This window comes from Daejeonella sp. (assembly GCF_044232565.1).
Taxonomy (GTDB): Bacteria; Bacteroidota; Bacteroidia; order Sphingobacteriales; family Sphingobacteriaceae; genus Daejeonella.
The window spans coordinates 23,565-48,162 of the sequence record NZ_JBIILQ010000001.1; the positions used below are offsets into that span (position 1 = coordinate 23,565).

Sequence of the window (24,598 nt, forward strand, 5' to 3'; positions counted from 1 at the left end):
TTTAAGCCTATTTTGGTTAAGACGCCAAAGCTAATTAAATTTTTGTTTTTTGGAATAATTCTTTAAAAGAGAAATGAAAAGATATGTTAAATCTTATCATATCTTATGAAATTATAGGAATAAATATTCTTTTCATCTGGCTCATGTGCTTCATTTGACGTTTCTTGCCATTGATTTTTATCCAATTCAGGAAAAAAAGTATCTGCATCGAAATTATTTTGAATAACTGTAAAATAGAGTGTATCAGCTAAGTTTAGTGATTGCTCAAATATCTGAGCACCACCAATTATAAAGACTTCGCTCTCATTTTCACATAATGAAAGTGCGCTTTGGAGTGAACTGCACACCTCTGTGCCGAAAATTTCAAGACTTGCCTGTCGGCTAACGACAATATTTCTTCGGTTTGGTAGTGGTTTACCAATAGAATCGAAGGTTTTTCTTCCCATAATTATTGGAAATCCGGTAGTTATTTTTTTAAAATGAAGAAGGTCGGCGGGTAAATGCCAAGGCAATTGATTGTCTTTTCCAATTCCATTATTTTTGTCTACTGCTACAATTAGGCTTATTTTCATGCGTTTAAATTGCTACTGCTCCCTTTATGTGCGGATGTGGGTCATAATTTTCAAGACTAAAATCTTCGAATTTGAAATCAAAAATAGAGTTAACCTCCAGATTCAGTTTCATTTGCGGTAGCGGACGACAATCACGGCTTAACTGAAGTTTAGTTTGTTCCAGGTGATTATTATACAGATGCGCATCCCCTAAGGTATGAATAAAATCGCCAACCTGAAGATTGCAAACCTGGGCAACCATCATTGTAAGTAGGGCATAAGATGCAATATTAAAGGGAACACCTAAAAATATATCCGCACTTCTTTGGTAAAGCTGGCAACTTAATTTTCCATCTGCAACATAAAACTGAAAAAAACTGTGGCATGGTGGAAGTGCCATGTTTTCAATCTCTGCTACATTCCATGCGGATACAATTAGTCTTCTGGAATCAGGATTCGACTTAATTTGATTAATAACCTGACTAATTTGATCTATGTGACCTCCATTTGGTGTTGGCCAAGACCTCCATTGCGAACCATAAACCGGGCCGAGTTCTCCATTTTCATCCGCCCATTCATCCCAAATACTTACTCCATTCTCTTTGAGATAACGAATATTGGTTTCACCTTTTAAGAACCAGATTAATTCATGTATGATGGATCGCAGGTGAACTTTTTTAGTAGTTACCAGTGGGAAACCCTCCTGCAGATTAAAACGCATTTGATATCCAAAAACACTGATGGTGCCCGTACCGGTTCGATCATGCTTTTGAGTGCCATTTTGCAGTACATGCTGCATCAGATCAAGGTATTGTTTCATGTATGAATATAGATGTTAGTTTGTTTTTTTTAATGCATTTGTTTGCTACAAAAATCAAATATCAGCAAATAAAATATTAATGTATTTTTGCTATCCTAAATTTTTTATAAAAGTAGCGATCTTTAGAATATGATCATGTTCCCAAATGCAAAAATAAACATTGGTTTAAATGTTCTCAGCAAAAGAGAAGATGGATATCATGATTTGGAAACTATATTCTATCCAATAGGGCTTAAGGATGCGCTAGAGGTAGTTGAATCGGAGCACCTAATGTTTACTTCATCTGGCTTGGATATACCTGGAGATCCAATGAATAACCTTTGCTTGAAGGCTTATCATCTTTTGTCTAAAAATCATAAACTACCACCTGTCCACATTCATCTGCATAAACACATACCAATTGGTGCAGGATTAGGGGGTGGCTCTTCCGATGCTTCATTTTTTATCAAATTAATGAATGATAAATTTGAATTGGGGCTCGAAATTTCTAAAATGGAAGGATATGCTTCACAGTTAGGTTCGGATTGTGCTTTTTTTGTTCAGAATAAGCCTGCCATTGCTTTTGGAAAGGGCGATGAATTGCAAAACATAGAAATAGATCTAAGTGGTTTTTATATGGTTTTAGTTATGCCTCATGTGCAGGTTTCTACTGCAGAAGCTTATCGTGGTGTAATTCCTCGGGCAACTTCAAATCCATTAGTTGATTTAATAAAACTACCTATTGAAGAATGGAAAATATTCATTAAAAATGATTTTGAAGTTTCTGTTTTTGATCAATATCCAATTATTGGAGACATAAAATCAAAGCTTTACCAGTCTGGAGCTTTATATGCCTCAATGAGTGGTAGTGGTTCTTCTGTTTTTGGAATTTTTAAAGAAAAAATTCAATTGCCTGAAATGGAAAAGGATAGTCAGGTATTTTATGGGGTATAATTATTGATTTGCCTATTTTTAACTGATATATTCTCGATCCTCATCACTTAGCTGATTTTCTTTATTGTTGCCTCGTTCAATAGGTTCTTTATCATTATCCTCTACATCATTGTCATTATTTGTTCTTTTCCCTGGTCTACCGGCAATATATCCAACAATAGCTCCAAGTCCGAACATGAACCCTAAAACAGCCAATTTTGGGATTTTTGCATTTCCAAAGATCCAGAATTGAATTTCATCTGTATTGTTCATTAGAATAATGGTAACCAGTACAGAAACGATTATGATAAAGATTGTTTTGAATGACATAGATTCTATTTTGTAATTCCGAATATCGGATTTTGATCTAATAATACGATAATAATTAAAAATATTGCAAGATAATTGTCGAAGAAATTCACCTCAACTATTCTATTTTGTAGGTAAGTCCTATTTCGAAAATAGGCTTGTTTCTACTAAGCTCGTTTGAAAATATCAATTTACCCGCAAGTTCAAATTCTGGAAGAAAAAATCGCATTAAGTTCATGTCGCTACTCAATTCAATACCGTAACTCCGAGCTTGAAACTTTGAGCCTTTGCCTATATTTTCAAAATCTGTGAATAGGCCACCCTTAACTCTCTTGACATAAGCTATGGGACCAATCTCTGCATCTGGGTAAAATAGGGGAAACTTGTAGTCTAATAGAAGGGTGTTTCTTAGTTTGGAGATAGGATTTAAATTATTATAACCACTTACTCTTGGTATCTCAATATTGAAAGAATAAGCACCATCGCTTTTTTGATAGTTAAAGCTGGCTTGAAAAGAGTGGTTTTTTAAAACCCCGGGACTGTAAAACATGCTTTTAAAAGCAAATAAGCTGCCATTTAGCTGTGTTTCGAAAGGAAGGTGAAAATAAGTTGCTGTAAAATTTTGGCCCCATTTAGGTGCAAGATCTCTCAAGCTTTTTTGTGTGTTTCTTCTAAAATAGGCGGTATGCTTCAATGGAAATCTTAGTTTTTCAATAAAATTTACTGGTTTATTCTGAATGTCATAGCGCGAAGTAAAACTGCTAGAGCTAAAAATGCCCATGTTAAAGGTTTTGTTCAACCTATTAAAAGTGAAAGGTATATTCATCTCCATTTCAATAAAGCTTTCACGCCAATTAATTGGAATTATGCTGTTTTTTTGTCTGAAATTAACCACTTGGGCTCGGTTAACATATTTTAAATTGAATATTGGGTAAAATCGTTTATAGCTTATTCCGACCAAATACTCATTTCTTTTCAATCCGGAATTAAATAGGTATCCTGTATAAAAATCAAAAGTGTTCAACTTATTATTGGATTTTAATTTTAAACCAATTTTGAGCTCATTATTGTCATTACCATCTTCCATAATAGGTGATAAACTGTGAAAGTAGAAGAGGTTTTTAGATTCTTTGTATGGCCTGCTCAAAAATTCTGTTTTGGGAATGCTATCAAGCAATGCGGTATTAGACTCTTGTAAAACTAATGGTGCTGAAAAGTCAATAAAAGTGTCTTTATGAAACGCGCTTATTTCTGTTTCGATTTCAAAAGGAACGGACGAAATATCGTACCCAGATTCTTGATAATTATTAAAAATTATAGTGTTGCTTTCTGAATGAAAGGAAGGATTGGAAGCACCAAATTTAACATTACTTATTGTTTTGATTCTGTTTGTGCCTGGCTCTAGACTATAAATATTGTTTATTCCGTTGTAGTGGGCACGGAAAATAATAGTATTGGCGGCATATATCGCGCGACTAATTTGCTGTCTGGCAAATGGTAATAATAATTTCTGACTGCCGTCTAATAAAGAGAATTCCAAAAGTGAAGAACCATCTTTGCTACTTGCAGTGCATATAACCCTGTCGCCGGTTTTGTTGTAAGAGGGCATTTGAAGCCCTTGGCCGACCTTGGGTAGATATTCCTTGATAAGTTCACCTGTCTCAGATTTTAATTCAACCAGGAGGTTCTTATTGTCTTCTCTTATCATTATTGCCACCACTTTTTTTCCATCTGCCGAAAGTGCTGGAGAAAAGAGTCTGCTTTTATGGGTGATTTGTTTAAATGCACCGCTCTCTAGATCAAGAATATTAATCACGTTGTAGGATCGTTTGAAATATCTTTTATCAAATCTCAATTCGTCCCAAACAATTTTCCCTGCTGCATAGTTGAAATTGGGTTCAGTTTGATATCCGATTTTTTTGACTGTTTTTTCATTTCCATTGTCATCAATTAAAATAAGACTTGGAGTTTCTTTAACATTTTGCTTTAAGGCTAGGATTTGATTGTTAGAAATCCGAATCGGTAATAGGTAGTCGCTAGGCAATGAATCTTTTCTTTTGTTCAATTTGGAATAGGTTCGGGGCTGAACTTGATCAAGCTGTTTTTGCCAGAGGTTCTTAATTTCACTAAGCGTTGAGTCATGAAGCTTACTGCTGTTTAGTCCAGTGTACTTTTTAATCGAATTGCTTAGGTTATAAGGACGTAATGGGTTTCTTGAAATGCGTGTTAAAATGCTGTCCATAATTCCCTCTCCGAAATCTCTGCGAAGCTTGCTTGTCATGAAATAACCTAATTGATAATAACCAGGTGTTCGGTCTTTAAAGGATCCAAAATAATTTTTAGAATAGGAATAGCTTTTTGAGCCAAGCGAATTTGTTTTGAAAAATAATTCCCATTCCGGGACTCTTCCGCGACCTGCATGGCTTAAAGCTGTTTCAATTCCTACAGCATCTCCTTCATAGAACCAGGGTGGGAGGGAGATGCCAAAGATTGCGAGTGCTAATTCCTCAAAAAAGGGAGCTTTTAGGTTGGGTATTAATTTATCGAATTGTACCACATGCCGTAGTTCGTGAACGGCCAAGCTGTTAAGCCAATCTTGAAAATCGATATTTTGAGGAGGGGTCGTAAAAAACTCAGAACGACGAGGTGCAAGTTGAACAAAGCCATTCGAAATAACTGATTGGTTTTGTAAAATAATGGAAATCTTTCTTGGCTTAATATTTAAAGATTTGCTAACTCCGCCAATAATGTGCTCCAGAGTATTTGCCATTCGCTGTGCTTCATCTTCAAGTTGAGTAGGGTAGATGATCTGAAAATTCGAACTATTGATTTGTGACCATTTTATACTTGGAGGGTTTTGTTCGGCACTAAAAATCTGTGAAAAAACCTTTGTTGAATTAAAGCTTAATATAATTATACATAAAGTGCTGATAATTAATAGTTTAAATATGTATTTTTTCATGATAAAACCAAATTGCTAAATATTTTAGTCCGACTAGTTCTTCTTTCAATAATTTACATTATTTTAAATTTTATATAAAATTTGTAAAGTACTGATTTACAATTAGTAATAAAATTATAAATTTAAATGAATTAAGGATGAAAAACCTAATTTCTACTGAAAATTGAATTTTTTAAGAGATTTTGATAATTCTAATATAACAAAATTTTCGAGAGAATTTGTTCTATTAAATCCACTAATATTTTTTGGATGTACGAAAATTAAGGTGCAAAACGAGAGAAATTATTTATGGTTTTTGCAGTATTTCTTCTTGAATTATCAATTGTATTTTTAATTAATTTCTAGATTAATCGAGCCATTTGGTTTTAAAAATATGGACATAAGTCTAATTATTTTGCTAAAAATCCATTCCCTTTATTAAAAATTTACCCATGTTAGAATAGGTTTTTATATCTCATTTTTAATAATAATCTACTGATTTATTTGTTCTTTTTCTACAAATTTCGGGTTGAATCGGGTGCTTAAAATTAATATTAATCACGAAAAAGAGGATGCGGCATGCTTGATTTCAGGCAAAATTGACCTCTCTAATTTAATGTTATAGTGATAATTCCTTTAGAAATTTTATAGAATTCTTGTTTTTTTATCTTACCTACTCCTTGGATTGTTTTGATATTTTTCTTCCTTTTATATTTTTTATGTAGGGAAATATGAATATTGTACCAAGTATTAATAAAGCTCCGGCATAAAACCCTAGAGTCATTTGTTCTCTTTTTCCAAAGAAAAGAAAGGCTAAAATAATGCCATAAACCGGCTCCAGATTAGTAATAAGTGCAACTCTAAAGGCCGATAACTCTTTCATGACTGCAACTCCTGAAACGTAGGCAACCGATGTACAAACAGTCCCTAAGATGAATAAAAATGCAAAATCAGTAGGATTGAGGCTCACAGGAGCCTTAAAACCCTCTGTAATTAATAAATAGATAGAAACCCATACCCATGCGCCAATGAGCTCATAGAAGCTTATAATGGCTGCAGAGCGATTTTGTATTTGCTTGGAATTTATAATAGAGAAAATACTAGCAAAAAAAGCACTTAATAAACCGCAAACTATTCCGAAGGTATACTTTGATTCAAACTTAAAAATCATGAAAATCCCAAATATGATTAGGACTCCAGTTAAGATTTCAACTTTTGAAATTTTCTGTTTTTTTAAGAGTGGTTCTAAAATAGCAGTGAATAAAGTTAGCGAGGATAGGCTCACTAGCGCAACTGATACGGTAGAGGATTTAATAGATTGGAAAAATAAAATCCAATGTATTGCTACGATAGCACCAGTAAAAAAGAGTTTTATAAAGGTTTCTTTTGAAACCTTTATTGTGGTTTTTTTATATAAAAAATAGGCATATAAACTTACAAAGGCGATGAGTACGCGATACCATACGAGGTAACTTGCTTCGATTGAGATGACAGCTCCAAGTATACCGGTAAAGCCCCAAATAAAGACGGTAATATGTAAAATGATGAGGTTTCGGCTAATTGGGGTGTTTATTGAAGGCATATTGGATTATTTTGGTGCTTTAATTAAGAGATAAACGCCAAGAATCCCAAAAATAATGTTTGGAATAAAGACTGCAATTAGTGGAGGTAGTCCGCCTTTTAGCGCAAACATATTGGCAAACTGAATAAATATGATGTAAGCGAAACTTAAAAATATACCGATTCCAAGGGGTAGTCCAATTCCTCCACGTACCTTTCTGGATGATAAAGAAACCCCCATGAGTGTTAAAATGTAGGCCGATAATGGATAAACAAATCGTTTATATTTTTCTAATTGAAGGTCTACCATCACACCAGTTCCTCTTGTTTCTTCTTTCTCGATGCGGTCATTTAACTCATTCATGTTCATCGCCTGATAAATATTGTCATAAATTTCAAAATCCTTAGGACGCATATCGAGAGTAGTATCTTTAGTGATACCAGAAGTCATACTTTCTTTTAGACCATCTATCTTTCTAATCGAATAATTATCAATCTTCCACTTTGATTTTAGCGAATCCCATGTGATTTTATCTGCTATTAACTTTTCTTTTAAATTATCACCTGAAAATTTTTCCAAAATAAATTTATAACCAACTCTCTGATTATTATCGAAATTTTCAATGTAAACATAGCTATCCTTATCGATTTGCATATGTGTAAACATTTTCGAGTTATCTGATTTAGGATTGATATACGTGTTTTCAAAATCAATTTTTAACTGATTCGTTTCAGGAATAATAAAAAGATTAAATATTAGGGTAACTAAAAATATCACTGTTGAGGAAATTACATAGGGGCGGAGAAATCGTTTAAAACTTACTCCACTGCTTAATATAGGCACTATTTCTGTCTGGTCGGCCATTTTAGCTGTAAAAAATATTACAGCTATGAAATTTATAAGTGGGGAAAGAAAATTTAGATAAAATGGAATAAAGCCGGCGTAATAGCTGAAAATTATTTCAGAAACTGGAGCCTGATGCCGTAAAAAATCGTCAAGTTTCTCGGACACATCAAAAATGACGATAATCACCGTGAAAATTGCCAGAGTAAATGAAAATGTACCCAGGTATTTTTTTATGATGTACCAGTCAATTATTTTGATCATATCTTACAAACGTTGCGCTAATGTTACGACCATTTTATTTTTCCATTCAGTAAATTCTCCTGAAATAATCTTTGTTCTAGCTTCATTTACCAACCATAAATAAAAGTTCAAGTTGTGTAAAGTAGCAATTTGGGCGCCCAAAATCTCTTTAGAATGAGCTAGATGTCTAAGATAAGCCTTTGTATAGTTTCTATCGGCAAAAAGATCAGAATCTTCCTCAATGGGAGAGAAATCATTCTTCCAGCGTTCATTTTTGATGTTTATGATCCCATTTTTGGTAAAGAGCATGCCATTTCTTGCGTTCCGGGTTGGCATAACACAATCAAACATATCAATACCAAGTGCAATATTTTCTAATAAATTGATTGGAGTGCCCACACCCATAAGGTAACGCGGCTTATCTTTAGGAAGGATATCGCAAACAATCTCAGTCATTTCATACATGTCTTCTGCAGGTTCTCCAACAGATAGGCCACCAATTGCATTACCTTCACGTTCAAATGATGCAATTACTTCGGCCGATTGTTTTCTAAGGTCTTTATAAACTGAACCTTGTACAATAGGGAATAATGTCTGATCAAATCCATAAATGGGTTCAGTAGTGTCAAATCGATCGCAGCAGCGTTTCAACCAACGGTGTGTCATCTCTATCGATCTTCTTGCATAGCCATATTCGCAAGGATAGGGAGTGCATTCATCAAATGCCATTATAATATCAGCACCAATAATACGCTGCGTATCCATTACCGATTCGGGCGTGAATAAATGTTTTGATCCATCAATATGTGATCGAAAGGTGACGCCTTCTTCCTTTATTTTACGGACCCCTGATAAAGAATAAACCTGATAGCCACCACTATCTGTGAGTAGTGGTCGGTCCCATCCATTAAATTTATGTAATCCTCCCGCCAATTGTAAGGTCTCAAGTCCCGGACGTAAATATAAATGATACGTATTCCCAAGTATAATTTGGGCTTTAATATCGTTTGCTAATTCACGTTGATGGACTGCTTTTACTGACCCAGCTGTACCTACAGGCATGAAAATTGGAGTTTTTATTACCCCATGAGCAGTTGTAATTTCACCTGCACGTGCCTTAGAATTTTTATCTTCTGCCTCTAGTTTAAATTTCATTTACAAATTAATAATTGGGGCAAAAATAGCAAAATATAAACTGCTCCCGATCTAAGCTTGAATTTAGAAGAGTTTATTTCTTTTATTTTATAATTAATGCCAATAGTTCATTGAAAAATCAGAAATTTACAAGATTTAAATTATGATTTAGGGCGTGGATTATCTGAATATTTCTATTATTGTTTCTCTGCACATTTGTTTATTACTTCAACTGTATTATGTTTTAGTAGTTTATCGAAAATTGGCCATTTTTAAGGTTCCAGAATTAGAATCACCGTTAAATTTACCGCTATCTGTGATTATTTGTGCTAAAAATGAAGTTCGAAATCTAAAGAAAAATCTACCTTTAATACTCAATCAAAACTATCCTGATTTCGAACTTATTGTAGTAAATGATTGCTCAAATGATGGAACCGAGTGGTTTTTGCGTGATCTATCTTTAGAACATAAAAACCTAAAAATTGTTACTATAAATGATCATCCGCGATTTAAGCATGGTAAAAAATTTGCTGTATCCCTTGGGATTAAAGCTGCAAAGAATGAAAATTTAATCTTTACGGATGCTGATTGTTATCCAACTTCTGTGGACTGGCTAAGCCTCATGCAGCGTAATTTTAGCAATCAGACAGATATTGTTCTTGGATATTCACCCTATGAGATTAAGGGTGGCGTATTAAATATGTTTATTCGCTTTGAGACTTTTTTCACGGCAATAAATTACCTTTCTTACGCTTTGCGTGGGATTCCTTACATGGGTGTTGGGCGCAACATGGCCTACAAAAAGTCGCTTTTTTTTAAAGGCAAAGGTTTTGCCTCTCACATGCATATTTTATCTGGTGATGATGATTTGTTTGTAAATCAAAATGCAAATAAAAAAAATACGAAGATTGAGATACATCCTAATTCACACGTTTGGACCGTGCCTAAAAAAACGTTTTCTTCATATTTTTCCCAGAAATTGAGGCACCAGGGAGCTGGAAAAGCATATAAAAGTAAGCATAAAAAAATGTTGACCTTTCAAGTGCTTTCTGGGGTATTATTTTACCTTTCTCTTATCGCATTTATAGTTGTAAATGGTCCATGGTGGATAATTGCTTCTGTGTTTTTTATTCGGATGCTTTCCCAAATATTTGTTTATATTCCCTTATTAAAGAAATTAAAATACATTGACCTTATTTGGTGGATGCCGCTTTTTGATTTCATTTACTATATTTTTATCATGCTATTAAGCTTAATATCCATATTTAGGAAGAAAGTTGAATGGAAGTAAATCCTAATTTCTCGGCAAATGCCAGAAACGATTTTAATCTTGTTGCCAAAGCAAAGGAAGGAGACCAAAAAGCCTATGCAGAAATAATGCAGCGCTATAAGGATTCCATTTATTTTATGGCCTTGAAAATGGTCAATAATAAGGATGATGCAATGGATCTTACTGTTGATACCTTTGCAAAATCATTTGAAAATTTAGATAAATATAACCCTGAATATGCATTCAGTACCTGGCTATTTAGAATTGCAACCAATAATAGTATTGACTTCATAAGAAAAAAAAGGCTTAATGTTATTTCTCTTGATACCCTATTTGAAGAAGAAGGAGATGATAAATATTTGCAGGTTCGTGCGGAAGGGTTAAACCCAGAGGAAATTTCCATTCGAAAGCAGGAAAGTGAGAAATTAAAGAATATGGTTGAGCAATTGCCTTTAAGATACCGCACATTAATTATATTGAGATATTATGATGAGCTATCGTATGAGGAAATAGCACAACAAATTGATATACCACTTGGGACTGTTAAAGCTCAACTTTTTCGCGCCAGAGATTTAATGGCTAATATTTTAAATCGTAAAAAGAAAAATTTAAGAAGTGACTTCTGAAATAATCAACCAATATTTTCCTGACTTAAGTCAGACTCAAAAGGATCAATTTGATGCCCTTGATGAGCTTTATCGTTTTTGGAATGCTCGAATTAATCTTGTTTCAAGAAAGGATATTGACATGCTTTATTTGCATCATATTCTTCATTCGCTGGCTATAGCAAAGGTTATCTCTTTTCTTCCCGGCGAAAAAGTACTTGATGTGGGTACCGGTGGAGGTTTCCCTGGAATTCCTTTAGCTATTATGTTCCCTGAAACCAATTTTCATTTGGTGGATTCTATTGGTAAGAAAATAAAGGTAGTGCAGGAGGTTTCATTAGCATTGGGTTTAAAAAATGTTAAGGCAACTCATGCAAGAGCTGAACAGATAGACGAAAAATTTAATTTTATTGTTTCAAGGGCTGTAACTAGATTATCTGATTTTTACCCTTGGATTAAAGGAAAATTTGACAAAAAATCGTTTAACAAACTTCAAAATGGTATATTGTACCTTAAGGGTGGAGATCTTCAACAGGAAATAGAAGAGTCTGGATTGAAAGTTGAACTAATCCCCCTGCCTAATTATTTTAAAGAAGAATATTTCGATACAAAATACGTGGTTTATATTCCACAATAATAGTTTATTTAATTTACGGCACCCCAAATGCTGTTAACAGTTAGCTTAAAAAGGTTTAATTTTTAACATTATTTTCGGATGTCCCTATTTCATCAAATTGCCCTTTCATGCCTTCCAGGCATTGGATCTGTTCTCGCCCGTAATCTTTTAAGCTTTTTCGGAAATGAGGAAGAAGTTTTTAACGCTAAAAGAAAGCATCTTAGCAAAGTGCCAGGAATTGGTCCCAAAACAAGGGAACTTATTATTAATCATAAAGTATTTAAGTTTGCTGAAGTTGAGCTTGAATTCATTGAAAAGTACAAGATTAAGCCCTATTTTCTTACGGATTTAGATTACCCAAAGCGACTTAAAAATTGTGCTGATGCACCCATATTGCTTTATTTTAAGGGTAATGCAGATTTGAATAGCAACAAAATTATTAGTGTTGTGGGAACCCGCAATGCGACTGATTATGGCAAGGATATTTGCAAAAATTTGATGGCAGATCTAAAAGTTCATAATCCATTGATAGTTAGTGGGTTGGCTTATGGAATTGATTTTGCTGCTCATAAAGAAGCACATAAATTGGGTATTCCATCAATTGGAGTACTTGGGCATGGCTTGGATCGTATTTATCCTGCTCAACATCGAGCTATGGCTGAAAAGATGCTTGAATGTGGTGGTTTACTAACTGAATTTATGTCGGGCACAATCCCAGATCGTGAAAATTTTCCAAAGAGAAATCGCATTATTGCCGGTTTATGCGATGTTACCATTGTTGTGGAAGCAAGTATAAAAGGTGGTGCTTTGATTACCGCTGAATTAGCTAATTCATATAATAGAGATGTGTTTGCTTTTCCAGGCAGGTTAAACGATGAATTTAGTCTCGGCTGCAATCATTTAATTAAAACCAATCGGGCCAATCTAATCACAAAATCTGCTGATATCGAATACATCATGGGGTGGAGTAGTGAAGTAGGTAAGGTTCAAAAACCTCAATTGAGTCTTCCAATAAATTTAACCGATGATGAAAAAATAATTTCTAATGTGCTTACAAACCATGGAAGCTTAGCATTTGATGATTTATCTTATTTAACCAGTTTCCAGCAAAGTAAACTGGTTCATATTCTTTTAGGTATGGAAATTCAGGGCGTTTTAATTTCCTTACCTGGAAAGGTTTATAGGTTAGTATAAGATATTAAATCAAGGGAGATATATTTTTAGGGTAATCGAAAAGAATTAGCTCACCTGTGCCTCTACTCAACATTTGCCATTTTTCGAATTGGAATTTTAATAGAATTATTCCGCAAGTAGGGAGATTAAATGCGGCTTCTTCGCAAAGATAATTGGCTATACTGCTTAATCCTGGGTTATGTCCAAAAATAGCTGTAAAGTTGGATGATTCATCAAGATTGTTTACAATATTCAATAATATTTGGGATGGTGCCTCATATATTTCTTCTTTTTGAATGATTTCTGATTGTTGAATTTTGAATTCTGAAGCAAAAAGCTTTGCGGTTGTTAATGCTCTTTTTGCGGGACTGCTAATTAGCTGTTTAGGGATTAATTCTTTTTTTATGATTCTGGTAGCCATTTCGACTGCATTATTATGCCCTCTTTCATTTAAAGGTCTTTGAAAATCTGCTAATAATAAATCATCCCTATTGGATTTTGCATGTCTGATTAACATTAAATGTTTAGCCATTCACTTTTTCAATTATCGCCGTTAAATTTAGGTTATTCATGCATTTAAAGTGGCCTTTGGGACAAGCTTCATGACCGATTTTGGAGCAGGGTCTACAAGTTAAGTCCGAAACTTGAAATATATAGGATTGATCTACTTGATAAGGATACATTCCAAATTCAGGAATTGTATTTCCCCAAACTGAAAAAATAGGCTTATTAAAGGCTGCAGCGATATGCATCAGACCAGTATCGTGGCTTATTACTTTTTCCGACATTTTTATGAGGAATGCACTTTGGTCAAGTTTGAGTTTTCCACAGGCATTAAATACATGTTTTCCTGCTGATTTTGCAATAAATTCTCCTCGCTCAGCATCTTCTGGTCCACCTAGTAGAACTACCTGCTGATTTATTTTGCTACATAAGTCAATCAATCGCTCTACAGGGAGACGTTTTGTTCCATGTTGAGCACCAATTACTACCGATGTATATTTTAGATGTGAAGAGGGTAATAGCTTTTCTAATTGATAAGTGCCATTTAAATAGTAATCCAGACCTTTGTCATCATTTTTTACCCCAAGAAATGAGACAGTTTGAAGGTACCTGTCGACTATATGAACTTTAGGAAGTATATTTTTTTTAAAATTTACTAATATCCATTTTTGCCAATTTAGCTTATCGAATGAACTGGAATTTACACCTAAGCTAGTTTTGATAATTAATGTCCTTAAATTGTTATGAAGGTCGATTATATGGTCAAAATTCTCCTTTTTAAGTTCAGAAATACAATCTGTAAGTGAATTTTCAAAAAAATGCAATTTGTCTATATGTGGGTTAGCCGATAATACTGGCTCAAATGATTTTTTAGTTAAATAGTGAAGCTCTAGTCCCTCGATTTGCTCTTTCAAACATCTTAAAACAGGGCTTGTTAGCACGATATCACCGATTGAGCTAAATCGAATGATTAGAATTTTAAGTTTATTATTTTTCAAGATGAAGCTTGTTTTTTTGTTGTTCAAAAATTTTGCTGATCTGCTCAAGAGACATAGCATTGAGGCAATTTGACATGCTTAATCCACCTTTTCTAGCGATTAATGTACCATATTTCATGTCTAAATTGCCTTCTACACGATGTGCATCTGGGTTTATAGATAAAAGTACACCTTTTGATATCGCATATTGATGCCAACGCCAATCAAGGTCAAGCCTTAGCGGGTTAGCATTAATCTCAATGATAACATTATTTGCTGCGCAGGCATCTATTATCTTTTTATGATCGATTGGATAGCCACTTCTACTTAATAATAATCTTCCGGTTGGATGCCCTAAAATTGTTGTGTATGGGTTTTCAATAGCTTTTAATAATCTGTCTGTTGCTTTTTCTTCATTCATGTTTAAAATTGAATGCACTGAAGCAACAACAAAATCAAAACTAGATAGCACTTCATCCGAATAATCAAGTGAGCCATCATATAGTATATCAGACTCAATACCTTTAAATATATAGAATGGAGCAAGTTTTTTATTCAATTCATCTATTTCTCGTTGCTGAGCCGCTACACGTATTTCATTTAAACCATTAGCATAAAAAGCAGATTTTGAATGATCGCAAATTCCAAAGTATTCGAGTTTTAGCTCATTTTTACAATAAATTGCCATTTCTTCAAGAGTATGAATACCATCGCTCCAGGTGCTATGATTGTGTAAACTTCCCTTCAAGTCGCTGAATTGAATTAAATCAGGTAGTTTTTTAGTTTTTGCTAGGTCAATTTCATTTGTGCCTTCACGTAGTTCAGGAACAATAAATTCTAAGCCTGCTAATTTATAAATTTGCTCTTCTGATTGATTCTTTAAATTTTGTCCTTGAAGTAAAGCAAATAGATTTTCTACATGTATTTCATTGCCAGTTTTTTGGATTAACTCTTTGCCAAAATCCTCGATATTACAAAATGAATATTCCATTTTTAAACCCGATTCAGTTTTGCATTTTACCTCCTCATCACCAATGTTGGTTTTTTCAAATCCCAAGACATCTAATTTTTCTAAAAGCAAAACATTGTTTTGCCCAACAATTAGAAAGTCAAGCTGATCGATGATCTCGCATTTACGACGGTATTGACCTGTGATATGAATTTGTTCAGTATTTAACTCTTTTTTTAAGGATTTTAAAAGCTCCTCAGCAAAATTTTCAATTTTTGCATATAGAAAACGTCCATTGCTAGCGATGTTAAATTCAATATTTTTTTTGATCTCTTCCTGGGTTTTCAAACCAAAGCCTTTAGCTTCAATTAACCGGTTTTCATTGCAAGCATAATATAATTCACCTACGGTATCAATGCCTAGTTCTTTCCAAATAGTAAGGATTTTTTTAGGACCGATACCCTTGATTTGCATCATTTCAATAATTCCTTCAGGGGTTTTACTCAATAATTCGGTCAATTCTTCAATAGCATTTGTATGAACGAATTCATGGACTTTTGCAGCAATGCTTTTACCTAGGCCCTCAATTTTCTCCATTTCTGATAAGCTTTTGGTGCAAATAGGATAGGGGAGTTTATCTATTTTAAATGCGGCATTAGCAACAGAACGTACCTTAAATGGGTTTTCATTGTGTAATTCTAACAAAGAGCTTAAGAATTTTAATGTTCTTGCAATGATTTTGTTTTCCATATCCACAAAAATAAATAACCCTTCCCTGAAAAGGGAAGGGTTTCTTTTTTTTTAACAAAAATATTTTTTTGAATTATCTAATTTGAATATTATAAGGTATACGCGCCTGAACTCCAGATAGGTTTAAAGCTGATTTCATTTGCTCATAATAAATGAAATTATCGCCTAATTCATGTTTTACAAAATAGGATTTAACTTTATCTCCTGATTTATCGAATAACGCAGAGATTGGATCTACTTGCGCTGGGTAATCAACAATTTTAAAATCTTTTATTTTCGCTTTTTTAGCCGCAGATGCAATGGCATCATCGATACTTCCTATTCTATCAACGAGCCCTATTTTAAGTGCTTCTGTACCACTCCAAACTCTTCCCTGACCTATGCTATTAATGTAATCTTGAGACTTTTTTCTTCCATCAGCTACCTTTTTGGTGAAAGTATCGTAAGTTTTATTAACCTCTAATTGGATAATCATTTTCTCACCATCAGTTAATGGTCTGCTAATTGAGCCTAAATCGGCAAATTGACCTGTTTTAACCCCATCAAATGTAATTCCAAGTTTGTTATTAAAGAATTTTTGCATGTTAGGGATAATTCCAAATACCCCAATTGATCCTGTGATTGTATTTGGTTGTGCAAATATTGAGTCGGCAGCACAAGCAATATAATATCCACCTGAAGCTGCTAAATCACCCATAGATACAATTACCGGTTTAGATTTTTTTGCGAGAACTGTTTCACGCCAAATTACATCAGATGCTAAGGCGCTACCTCCTGGAGAATTTATGCGCAGAACAATTGCCTTAACTTTATCATCAGTACGGGCTTTCCTAATAGCCCTTGAAATTCTTTCAGAACCAATGGTTTCATCATCCCCTTCACCACTCATAATTTCGCCATTAGCATAAATGACAGCAATTCTATTTTTAGAAGATTCTTCTTTTATTTCTTCATTTGCTGTGTATTCTTCTAAGCTAACTGATTTAATATCTTTCTTTTGATCCGTTTTTGTTAGTTTTTTCAGCTCGTCTAAAACCTCGTCTTTATATTTAAGTCCATCCACCATTTTAAATGATAAAGCATCTTCGGGAGCTCTAATCTTGGCGCTATCGGCCATTGAAAATAAGCTTTCTTTTGAAATTTTTCTGCTTTTGGAAATTTCTGAAAGGATGTGATTATACATTGATCCTAAAAATGAGGTAACCTGTTGCTTATTAGGTTCACTCATTTTATCAAGAATAAAGGGCTCAACAGCACTCTTATAAGTACCAACCTTAATAATTTGAGCTTCAATATCCAACTTTTCTAGTGCACCCTTGAAAAACATGATCTCAGAGCTTAAACCTCGAAAATCAATCATTCCCTCAGGATTAAGATAAATTTTATCAGCTACAGTGGCTAAATAATAAGCTCCTTGTGAATAAACTTCACTGTAAGCAATTATAAATTTTCCGCTTTTTTTAAAATCAAGTAAAGCACTTCGAATTTCTTCAATAGTTGCCATTCCAGAAGTTAAAGAAGAAACATCAAGATAAATTCCTTTTATGCGATCATCAGATTTAGCATCTTCAATATTTGCCAAAATTTCATTAAGGCCTAAGGTTTTTTTGCTTTCAAGTCCGAGCAGACTTAAGTCAGCAAATGGATTTTTATCTGTTCTCTCTTTAATTGGATAATCAAGACTTACATGGAGTACACTGTTTGATGCGATACTCACTTTACTATCATTCCCTGCAGAGGAAACCATGGCAGTAATAATTGCAATTAAGAGCAAAAAAACCACTAAAAACGATAAGATAAATCCTATCATAGAGGCAAAAACAAATTTGAAAAAATCTTTCATATGATTGTTAAATACATTATCTATGTAATATTACAAATATACAGATTTTGTTTTTGGCTATTTGTTACATAATTGTGTAAAATAAAATGTTCAATACATATATACTTCTAGGGAGTAATCTCGGCGATAGCAAAAAATATATTTCAAATGCCATTGTTGAAATAGAAAGGGAGATTGGCGTGGTTCAAGCAAAATCTGCCTTATATCAAACTGAAGCATGGGGAAAACGTGATCAGCCTGAATTTATAAATCAAGTTATTGAGGTGAAAACTAAATTAAGTCCGGCACTTTTATTAAAGTATATCCTAGAAATAGAAAAAAAACTTGGTCGAGAACGCCTCCAAAAATGGGGTGCAAGAACAATTGATATTGATATTTTATTTTTTGATAATCAGATAATTAATGAACTTGATTTAATTATTCCTCATCCATTTTTACATGTCAGAAGGTTTACGTTGATGCCTTTGAGTGAAATTGCCCCTAAATTAATACATCCTATTTTATTGAGAAGTGTTAGTCAATTACTAGAAGAGTTGGATGATGATCTTTCAGTTAATAAGATTGATTTTTAATTCTCTTTCTAAAATATATCTGACTAATCATCCAATATTAATGTTGCTTTCACTCCATATCTATCATGAATTCAACTAGTTATGGCGAATAGGGCTTAGATATTAAAAATCTCTTAAAAGTATCGTGGGCTTTAATAACGTTAATTTGCTTTAAAGGACTATATATTGATTTTTTCCTAGAGCTATCATTTATAAATTAAGAATTAAAGAAACAAAATAATTTATACTTTAATCCTCCATTCTGATTTTAAAGAGTGGTTTTTTGCTTGAAATGTACAATTGAAATCAAAAGGTATAGCATCAGAATGATGGGGCTTGCGGCAAATTGGAATAATATAATCAGGACCAATGAGCTGCATATTAATATATAACGGAGTATATTTTCTGAAAAATTAGTCGTTTTGAACTTTAATGAAATTAAAGGGATCTCCGAGATTAGTAAGAAGCTCATAAAAACACTAAAAACTAATAGGGAATATGGATTCATAAAGTAATTCATGAACACTATATTTTTTTCTTCCAGCAGAATTGGGAAAGCTGCTATCAATAAGGCATTTGCCGGCGTTGGAAGCCCGATGAAATTTTCAGATTGACGTGTATCAATATTGAATTTTGCTAACCTTAATCCTGAAAAAACAGCAATGATAAATGCGGAGTAACTTATCCAGTTTAGGGAAGGAATGGATGTAGAAATTAAAAAAAGTTGAAATATGATTACTGATGGTAAAACACCAAAGCTTACCATGTCTGCAAGTGAATCTAATTGCTTTCCAAGCTCTGAATATGCTTTTAACAATCTTGCGAGCATGCCATCAAGGAAATCGAGTGTTGCAGCAATTAGGATTGCATAGCTTGCTAAAACTAATTCACCATTGAATGCAAAAACAATCCCCAGGCAGCCGCTAAACAGGTTTAAGCAAGTAACTGCATTGGGGATATGTTGTTTCATCAGAATATTATTGATGTTTCAAAAATTATTTATTTCTTGATAAATATTAGGAATTCATCGATATCAGAAATTCTTCATTTGTTTTTGTTCCACGCATTTGGGATTGTAAGAATTCCATAGATTCTTGTGAATTCATATCTGCCAAATGGTTTCTCAGAATCCAAATACGCTGTAAGGTATCTTTATCTAATAATAGGTCGTCGCGACGAGTGCTTGAAGCGGTAAGATCAATAGCAGGGAATATACGCTTATTAGATAATTTTCTATCTAATTGTAATTCCATATTACCAGTACCTTTAAATTCTTCAAAGATAACCTCGTCCATTTTGGATCCTGTTTCTGTTAAGGCTGTAGCTAAAATTGTTAATGAACCACCATCTTCAATATTTCTTGCAGCACCAAAGAATCGCTTGGGTTTGTGTAATGCATTGGCATCAACACCTCCAGATAAAATTTTGCCGGATGCCGGTGCAACAGTATTGTAAGCACGTGCTAAACGGGTAATTGAATCAAGTAAAATAACCACATCATGTCCGCATTCAACCATTCTTTTGGCTTTTTCAAGAACAATATTTGCAATTTTAACGTGACGTTCTGCAGGCTCATCAAAGGTGGATGAAACAACCTCTGCACGAACACTTCTAGCCATATCCGTAACCTCTTCAGGACGCTCATCAATCAATAGAATAATTAAGTATACTTCGGGGTGGTTTTTTGCAATTGCATTAGCCACATCTTTTAGAAGCATGGTTTTACCTGTTTTGGGTTGTGCCACTATTAATCCACGCTGACCTTTACCAATTGGGGTGAACAAATCAATGATTCGTGTAGAATGATTTGCGGTATCAACAAAAAGGTTTAATTTTTCTGTTGGGAAAAGTGGTGTCAGATAGTCAAATGGAACTCTGTCGCGAACTTCGGCAGGAATACGGCCATTAATTGCTTCAACACGCACAAGTGGAAAATATTTTTCACCTTCTTTTGGTGGGCGAATACTTCCTCTTACAGTGTCTCCAGTTTTTAAACCAAATAATTTTATTTGCGATTGAGATACATAAATATCATCAGGAGATGAAAGGTAATTATAATCTGAGGACCTTAAAAAGCCATAGCCATCAGGCATGATTTCTAAAATACCCTCATTAACAATCACATTATCAAAATCCATATTTATAGCAGGGCTATCTTGGTTTCTAGGATTTTGTTTAGGATTGTTAGGATTAGGCCTACGCTCGAATTTCTTAGCATCAATTGGTTCCACTTTTTTTGTTTCAGCAAGCATTGGATTTGCCTCAGCAACTGGACTATCTGGCATAGAAGATTCAATTAGAGGTTCTACAACTTCGGGTATTGAAGGTTCCTCATCAACCTCAGGGAAGTCAAATGTTCTAGTATTGTCTAAGTGAACCTCTTTATGCTGATTATTGTCACCTGCCGATTTCGTAGTACGAAGTCGTTTACGTGGCTTTAGTGCCACATCTTTTGAATCAGAAACAGCACTTTCAGTACTAGCTTCCATAGGTGGCATGTCTGTTTGTTCAAGAATTTTGCTTATTAGATCCTGTTTACGTAGCGTATCAGTATCTACTACACCAAGGTTTTGAGCAATTTCACGTAGCTCAGAAACGAGCTTATCGTTCAATTTATTACTGTCCAGCATTAAATATGGTTTATGTTTTTTGGGATTTTTTTCAATAAATTTATCCTGGAGATTGACAACACAAGAATATTTGGACTATAAAGATACAAAAAATTAATGTGATTTCCTGAATTCAGGTATAAAATGAGATAACACCACAATTTTATGCAATAAAAATAAAAAATCAAAATTTTAATTCTTTTTTTATTTTAAGAATGCATCTTTTTTTAAATTCGTCCAAATTCCGCTATTAAAATGAATAGAGAACAGCTTATTGAGCAAATAAAAATCAAGAAATCTTTCCTATGTATAGGCCTTGATACAGATATTAATCTTATTCCTGATTTCTTACTCGATTTTGAGGATCCAGTTTTGGAGTTTAATAAGCGCATTATTGACGCTACTCATGATCTTTGTGTTGCATACAAGCCCAATAGTGCCTTTTATGAAAGTAGAGGTATTGCTGGTTGGAAGAGTTTAATTGGAACATCTAATCATATTCCCAAAACGTGTTTAGGTATTATTGATGCAAAACGAGGTGATATTGGAAATACCTCTAGTATGTATGCTCAAGCTTTTTTTGATTATGCTTCATCTGGGATGAGCTTCGATGCCATCACTATCGCCCCCTATATGGGAAGTGATTCAGTCAAGCCATTTCTTGCCTTTAAGGATAAATGGGTTATTTTATTGGCTCTAACTTCAAATGAAGGAGGTAAAGATTTTCAATTCATAGAAACTGATCATGGTCGTTTATTTGAAAATGTAATTCAAAAAGCTAATTCATGGTCCACAAACGACAGAATGATGTATGTTGTAGGTGCAACTAGAGCAGAAGAGTTTTTAGCAATTCGTAAATATGCTCCTGATCATTTTTTGCTAGTTCCGGGAGTAGGGGCACAAGGTGGAAGCCTACATGAGGTTTGTAAATATGGCTTATCGGCAAGTTGCGGACTCCTAATCAACTCATCTAGAGCAATTATTTATGCTTCTTCGGGACAAGATTTTGCTGAACGTGCTAGAGAAGAAGCTATAATACTTCAATCTGAAATGGAGGTTCTATTAAAGGGTATTGACTTAATTAATTAGGCATTTTACCTTTAACGGACTAACATCTACCGTTTAATCATATTTTTTTGAAGCTGCTTTCTTTAGTGCTAGTTTCAAAAATGTCATTCCCAGAAGAATTTATTCATTATTTATGGAAATTCTGTTTATTCAACAAACAGGATTATAAAACTGTTGCCGGCGAATCATTAGATATTATAAGTGTTGGCTTGCATAATATGAATGCTGGTCCTGATTTTGAAAGTTCTAAAATTAGGATTGGAGGCACATTATGGGTGGGAAATGTGGAAATTCATATACGATCATCTGATTGGAATCGACATCAGCACCAGTTTGACCTAGCCTATGAAAACGTAATTTTACACGTAGTTTCTGTTCATGACGAGTCTGTTTTTCGGAAGGATGGCACAGAAATCCCAGTCTTTGAGATTAAAGATTTAATTCCCAAAGAAATTGCTCAAAACTACGCTAGTTTGATGGCAAATATGAGTTGGATACCCTGCGAGAAGCATTTATCAAGCATCGAGCCATTTTTTCTCAAAAATTGGCTTTCACGAGTTCTAATTGAGCGATTAGAAGAAAAATCCGTTCAAGTAAATGAGCTATTGAAAGAATATAAAGGTAGCTGGGATGATGCTTTTTACATTATGCTGGCTCGTAACTTCGGTTTTAAGACTAATGCAGTCCCTTTTGAAATGCTAGCCCGTTCTTTGCCAAGGCAATTATTAGCTAAGTATAAAAACAGTTCTAGTCAAATTGAAGCCTTGATTTTTGGGCAAGCAGGTTTTTTAAATGAAATGTTTACTGAATCCTATCCTAATATAATTATGCAGGAGTATCGGTTTTTAAAGAAAAAACATGGCTTAAAATCAATCGATAGATACCTCTGGAAATATATGAGGCTGAGGCCACGTAATTTCCCAAGCTTGCGGCTCGCTCAGTTTGCAGCATTGATATGGAAGTCTAATCATCTTTTTTCAAGAATAAACGATGAAAACGATATTCAGAATATATTTAAACTTTTCAGAGATATACCTTTAAACAGCTATTGGGATACACATTTTCGATTTGGTAAAAAATGCAATCAAACAGTTTCTAGTTTAGGGGATGAATCGATAAAGAACATATTAATTAATAGCGTGGCAGTGTTTTCATTCGCATTTGGATTAACTCATGGCAATAAAGACCATGTAAATAAAGGGATAAACCTATTAGAGAAAATGGGACCAGAAGACAATGCTCACATTAAGAGATTTATACAAATAAACTGGATTCCTGAAAATGCTGCTCAAAGTCAGGCGCTACTCCAATTAAAAAAAACTTATTGCGATCAAAAGAAATGTTTATCTTGTGGAATTGGAATTAAAATATTAGCTAAAAATAATGCTACAACAGTTTCTGACATATTTTGAAAAACGATCTTTTGGTGTTTGTGCATTCCTTGGTGAGCGTTTTAATATTTCCATATCAAAAATTAGATTGTTTTTTATTTATTCTTCCTTTTTAGCAGTAGGGTTTCCCCTGATTTTCTATTTTTTTGCTGCCTTCGTACTTGATATTCGTAATTATGTAAAACGTATCAGAGCCAGGGTATGGGATTTTTAGTTAGGATTTTTTTAATGTAGCTAGCTTTTTATTTTCTGCTTGAAATAAGATAGGGATCAAGAAAGTATTTTCGAAATCTCGTTAAAACCGTTTTCATATGCCAGATCTGCCGGACTTTTACCATCATCCATTTTTGCATTTACATTTGCTCCAGCTTCAAGAAGGACGATTAACAAATCTATATTTCCATTTTTTGCCGCCAGATGTAAGGGGGAAGCTCCAGATAACTGAACAACATTGCAATCTGCTCCTCCTTCAATTAACATTTTAGCAATCATTGTAAAATTAGTAGAAACTGCTGTATGCAAAGGATAAATAAGATATTCATTATTGGAAGGGATGTTTGGATCAGCTCCTTTTAAAAGTAGCAAGTGTGTGCTTTCCTCATTTCCAAAATAGGTAGAAAGGTAAAGTGGGGAAAAGCCATCTTCCGAGACTGCATCAATTATTGTTGGATTTAAATCAAGGGTTTCTGAAATGAAATCTAATTTTCTGAGGGCAATGGCCTCAAAAATAGTTATGGAAGGCGCATATCTGAATAAAATCTCAGCAATTTCGTTTTTCCCATAGTAGGAGCTTAGCATTATTGGGGAAACATTTTGGCTTGTTTTTAGCGTGCAAAGATGTGGTTGCTCATCTAAAAGTGAAATTAGTTTTATTGCATTGTCAGTTTCTATGTATTCTTCCAGTAAAGCCTGACTCATATTCTGAAAATAAAATTGAATAAATTTAGATGTAAATAAAAGTAAAAAAAATAATTTAAT

At 33.9% G+C, this 24,598-nt stretch carries 23 protein-coding genes; 9 read left to right on the forward strand and 14 right to left on the reverse strand.

Features of this window, described 5'->3' with window-relative positions; all coding sequences use genetic code 11:
- Positions 1-86 precede the first annotated feature (86 nt).
- Positions 87-572 (reverse strand): dihydrofolate reductase, encoded by a 486-nt coding sequence (locus ACILQF_RS00130; protein WP_395625379.1) that lies wholly within the window; start codon positions 570-572, stop codon positions 87-89.
- Positions 573-576: 4 nt separating this feature from the next.
- The gene (locus tag ACILQF_RS00135; RefSeq protein ID WP_395625380.1) at positions 577-1,371 is read right to left on the reverse strand and encodes a thymidylate synthase; all 795 of its coding nucleotides are present in this window, start codon (positions 1,369-1,371) and stop codon (positions 577-579) included.
- A 129-nt stretch (positions 1,372-1,500) separates the two neighbouring features.
- Here ACILQF_RS00135 and ispE point away from each other — a divergent pair, with 129 nt between their 5' ends.
- Positions 1,501-2,304 carry a 4-(cytidine 5'-diphospho)-2-C-methyl-D-erythritol kinase gene (gene ispE, locus ACILQF_RS00140; protein WP_395625381.1) on the forward strand — a complete coding sequence of 268 codons (804 nt, stop codon included), beginning with the start codon at positions 1,501-1,503 and terminating at the stop codon, positions 2,302-2,304.
- 18 nt (positions 2,305-2,322) lie between these two features.
- Here ispE and ACILQF_RS00145 read toward each other — a convergent pair whose 3' ends face one another.
- From ACILQF_RS00145 to tgt, 5 genes are all read right to left on the reverse strand, one after another.
- Positions 2,323-2,613, reverse strand: a complete 291-nt coding sequence (locus tag ACILQF_RS00145) for a hypothetical protein (protein ID WP_395625382.1) — start codon at positions 2,611-2,613, stop codon at positions 2,323-2,325.
- A 97-nt stretch (positions 2,614-2,710) separates the two neighbouring features.
- Positions 2,711-5,554, reverse strand: a complete 2,844-nt coding sequence (locus ACILQF_RS00150) for a hypothetical protein (RefSeq protein ID WP_395625383.1) — start codon at positions 5,552-5,554, stop codon at positions 2,711-2,713.
- A 652-nt stretch (positions 5,555-6,206) separates the two neighbouring features.
- Positions 6,207-7,115 (reverse strand): DMT family transporter, encoded by a 909-nt coding sequence (locus ACILQF_RS00155; RefSeq protein ID WP_395625384.1) that lies wholly within the window; start codon positions 7,113-7,115, stop codon positions 6,207-6,209.
- A gap of 6 nt (positions 7,116-7,121) precedes the next feature.
- Complete coding sequence (locus tag ACILQF_RS00160; RefSeq protein WP_395625385.1) at positions 7,122-8,201, reverse strand: LptF/LptG family permease; 1,080 nt, start codon at positions 8,199-8,201, stop codon at positions 7,122-7,124.
- A gap of 3 nt (positions 8,202-8,204) precedes the next feature.
- On the reverse strand, positions 8,205-9,335 hold the full coding sequence (gene tgt / locus ACILQF_RS00165) for a tRNA guanosine(34) transglycosylase Tgt (RefSeq protein WP_395625386.1): 1,131 nt from the start codon (positions 9,333-9,335) through the stop codon (positions 8,205-8,207).
- Positions 9,336-9,576: 241 nt separating this feature from the next.
- Between tgt and ACILQF_RS00170 the strand changes: the two genes are divergently transcribed.
- From ACILQF_RS00170 to dprA, 4 genes are all read left to right on the forward strand, one after another.
- Entirely contained in the window at positions 9,577-10,605 is a 1,029-nt protein-coding gene (locus ACILQF_RS00170) for a glycosyltransferase (protein WP_395625387.1), read from the forward strand.
- Entirely contained in the window at positions 10,596-11,210 is a 615-nt protein-coding gene (locus ACILQF_RS00175; RefSeq protein ID WP_395625388.1) for an RNA polymerase sigma factor, read from the forward strand. The genes ACILQF_RS00170 and ACILQF_RS00175 overlap by 10 nt, the downstream gene beginning before the upstream one ends.
- Positions 11,200-11,826 (forward strand): 16S rRNA (guanine(527)-N(7))-methyltransferase RsmG, encoded by a 627-nt coding sequence (rsmG, locus tag ACILQF_RS00180; RefSeq protein WP_395625389.1) that lies wholly within the window; start codon positions 11,200-11,202, stop codon positions 11,824-11,826. Before ACILQF_RS00175 ends, rsmG begins: the two co-directional genes overlap by 11 nt.
- Positions 11,827-11,904: 78 nt before the next feature.
- Positions 11,905-12,999, forward strand: a complete 1,095-nt coding sequence (gene dprA, locus ACILQF_RS00185) for a DNA-processing protein DprA (protein WP_395625390.1) — start codon at positions 11,905-11,907, stop codon at positions 12,997-12,999.
- Between the two features lie 4 nt (positions 13,000-13,003).
- Here the strand turns inward: dprA and ACILQF_RS00190 are convergent, their stop codons facing one another.
- From ACILQF_RS00190 to sppA, 4 genes are all read right to left on the reverse strand, one after another.
- Positions 13,004-13,510, reverse strand: coding sequence for a SixA phosphatase family protein (locus ACILQF_RS00190; RefSeq protein ID WP_395625391.1), 507 nt, complete (start codon positions 13,508-13,510; stop codon positions 13,004-13,006).
- A complete protein-coding gene (locus ACILQF_RS00195) occupies positions 13,503-14,480 on the reverse strand; it encodes a glycosyltransferase family 9 protein (protein ID WP_395625392.1) in 978 nt (325 codons plus the stop codon). The genes ACILQF_RS00190 and ACILQF_RS00195 overlap by 8 nt, the downstream gene beginning before the upstream one ends.
- On the reverse strand, positions 14,470-16,158 hold the full coding sequence (locus tag ACILQF_RS00200) for a helix-hairpin-helix domain-containing protein (RefSeq protein ID WP_395625393.1): 1,689 nt from the start codon (positions 16,156-16,158) through the stop codon (positions 14,470-14,472). The genes ACILQF_RS00195 and ACILQF_RS00200 overlap by 11 nt, the downstream gene beginning before the upstream one ends.
- 73 nt (positions 16,159-16,231) lie before the next feature.
- Complete coding sequence (gene sppA, locus ACILQF_RS00205) at positions 16,232-18,001, reverse strand: signal peptide peptidase SppA (RefSeq protein ID WP_395625394.1); 1,770 nt, start codon at positions 17,999-18,001, stop codon at positions 16,232-16,234.
- A gap of 86 nt (positions 18,002-18,087) precedes the next feature.
- Between sppA and folK the strand changes: the two genes are divergently transcribed.
- Positions 18,088-18,573: a 2-amino-4-hydroxy-6-hydroxymethyldihydropteridine diphosphokinase gene (gene folK / locus ACILQF_RS00210; RefSeq protein ID WP_395625395.1), complete on the forward strand. Its 486-nt coding sequence runs from the start codon at positions 18,088-18,090 to the stop codon at positions 18,571-18,573.
- Between the two features lie 247 nt (positions 18,574-18,820).
- On the opposite strand, the gene pssA is transcribed toward folK, so the two are convergent.
- Together pssA and rho are read right to left on the reverse strand one after the other, a co-directional pair.
- Positions 18,821-19,522: a CDP-diacylglycerol--serine O-phosphatidyltransferase gene (gene pssA, locus ACILQF_RS00215; RefSeq protein ID WP_395625396.1), complete on the reverse strand. Its 702-nt coding sequence runs from the start codon at positions 19,520-19,522 to the stop codon at positions 18,821-18,823.
- Between the two features lie 46 nt (positions 19,523-19,568).
- Positions 19,569-21,182: a transcription termination factor Rho gene (gene rho / locus ACILQF_RS00220; RefSeq protein ID WP_395625397.1), complete on the reverse strand. Its 1,614-nt coding sequence runs from the start codon at positions 21,180-21,182 to the stop codon at positions 19,569-19,571.
- 234 nt (positions 21,183-21,416) lie between these two features.
- Here rho and pyrF point away from each other — a divergent pair, with 234 nt between their 5' ends.
- The 3 genes from pyrF to ACILQF_RS00235 all read left to right on the forward strand — a co-directional run bounded on the left by pyrF (position 21,417) and on the right by ACILQF_RS00235 (position 23,834).
- Positions 21,417-22,250 carry an orotidine-5'-phosphate decarboxylase gene (gene pyrF / locus ACILQF_RS00225; RefSeq protein ID WP_395625398.1) on the forward strand — a complete coding sequence of 278 codons (834 nt, stop codon included), beginning with the start codon at positions 21,417-21,419 and terminating at the stop codon, positions 22,248-22,250.
- Between the two features lie 80 nt (positions 22,251-22,330).
- Positions 22,331-23,641 (forward strand): DUF2851 family protein, encoded by a 1,311-nt coding sequence (locus ACILQF_RS00230; RefSeq protein ID WP_395625399.1) that lies wholly within the window; start codon positions 22,331-22,333, stop codon positions 23,639-23,641.
- Positions 23,613-23,834: a PspC domain-containing protein gene (locus ACILQF_RS00235; protein WP_395625400.1), complete on the forward strand. Its 222-nt coding sequence runs from the start codon at positions 23,613-23,615 to the stop codon at positions 23,832-23,834. The genes ACILQF_RS00230 and ACILQF_RS00235 overlap by 29 nt, the downstream gene beginning before the upstream one ends.
- Positions 23,835-23,890: 56 nt before the next feature.
- Here the strand turns inward: ACILQF_RS00235 and ACILQF_RS00240 are convergent.
- Positions 23,891-24,598, reverse strand: a 708-nt coding sequence (locus tag ACILQF_RS00240; protein WP_395625401.1) for an ankyrin repeat domain-containing protein, incomplete at its 5' end; no start/stop codon positions are given.

Bases quoted from the DNA above. Each gene is read 5' to 3' on its own strand.
- pssA (WP_395625396.1), bottom strand. From the start codon at position 19,522: ATGAAACAACATATCCCCAATGCAGTTACTTGCTTAAACCTGTTTAGC.
- ACILQF_RS00190 (WP_395625391.1), bottom strand. From the start codon at position 13,510: ATGGCTAAACATTTAATGTTAATCAGACATGCAAAATCCAATAGGGAT.
- sppA (WP_395625394.1), bottom strand. From the start codon at position 18,001: ATGAAAGATTTTTTCAAATTTGTTTTTGCCTCTATGATAGGATTTATC.
- ispE (WP_395625381.1), top strand. From the start codon at position 1,501: ATGATCATGTTCCCAAATGCAAAAATAAACATTGGTTTAAATGTTCTC.
- ACILQF_RS00145 (WP_395625382.1), bottom strand. From the start codon at position 2,613: ATGTCATTCAAAACAATCTTTATCATAATCGTTTCTGTACTGGTTACC.
- ACILQF_RS00230 (WP_395625399.1), top strand. From the start codon at position 22,331: ATGTCATTCCCAGAAGAATTTATTCATTATTTATGGAAATTCTGTTTA.
- tgt (WP_395625386.1), bottom strand. From the start codon at position 9,335: ATGAAATTTAAACTAGAGGCAGAAGATAAAAATTCTAAGGCACGTGCA.
- ACILQF_RS00150 (WP_395625383.1), bottom strand. From the start codon at position 5,554: ATGAAAAAATACATATTTAAACTATTAATTATCAGCACTTTATGTATA.
- ACILQF_RS00130 (WP_395625379.1), bottom strand. From the start codon at position 572: ATGAAAATAAGCCTAATTGTAGCAGTAGACAAAAATAATGGAATTGGA.
- ACILQF_RS00175 (WP_395625388.1), top strand. From the start codon at position 10,596: ATGGAAGTAAATCCTAATTTCTCGGCAAATGCCAGAAACGATTTTAAT.
- ACILQF_RS00200 (WP_395625393.1), bottom strand. From the start codon at position 16,158: ATGGAAAACAAAATCATTGCAAGAACATTAAAATTCTTAAGCTCTTTG.
- dprA (WP_395625390.1), top strand. From the start codon at position 11,905: ATGTCCCTATTTCATCAAATTGCCCTTTCATGCCTTCCAGGCATTGGA.
- ACILQF_RS00135 (WP_395625380.1), bottom strand. From the start codon at position 1,371: ATGAAACAATACCTTGATCTGATGCAGCATGTACTGCAAAATGGCACT.
- ACILQF_RS00235 (WP_395625400.1), top strand. From the start codon at position 23,613: ATGCTACAACAGTTTCTGACATATTTTGAAAAACGATCTTTTGGTGTT.
- ACILQF_RS00155 (WP_395625384.1), bottom strand. From the start codon at position 7,115: ATGCCTTCAATAAACACCCCAATTAGCCGAAACCTCATCATTTTACAT.
- pyrF (WP_395625398.1), top strand. From the start codon at position 21,417: ATGAATAGAGAACAGCTTATTGAGCAAATAAAAATCAAGAAATCTTTC.
- folK (WP_395625395.1), top strand. From the start codon at position 18,088: ATGTTCAATACATATATACTTCTAGGGAGTAATCTCGGCGATAGCAAA.
- rho (WP_395625397.1), bottom strand. From the start codon at position 21,182: ATGCTGGACAGTAATAAATTGAACGATAAGCTCGTTTCTGAGCTACGT.
- ACILQF_RS00160 (WP_395625385.1), bottom strand. From the start codon at position 8,201: ATGATCAAAATAATTGACTGGTACATCATAAAAAAATACCTGGGTACA.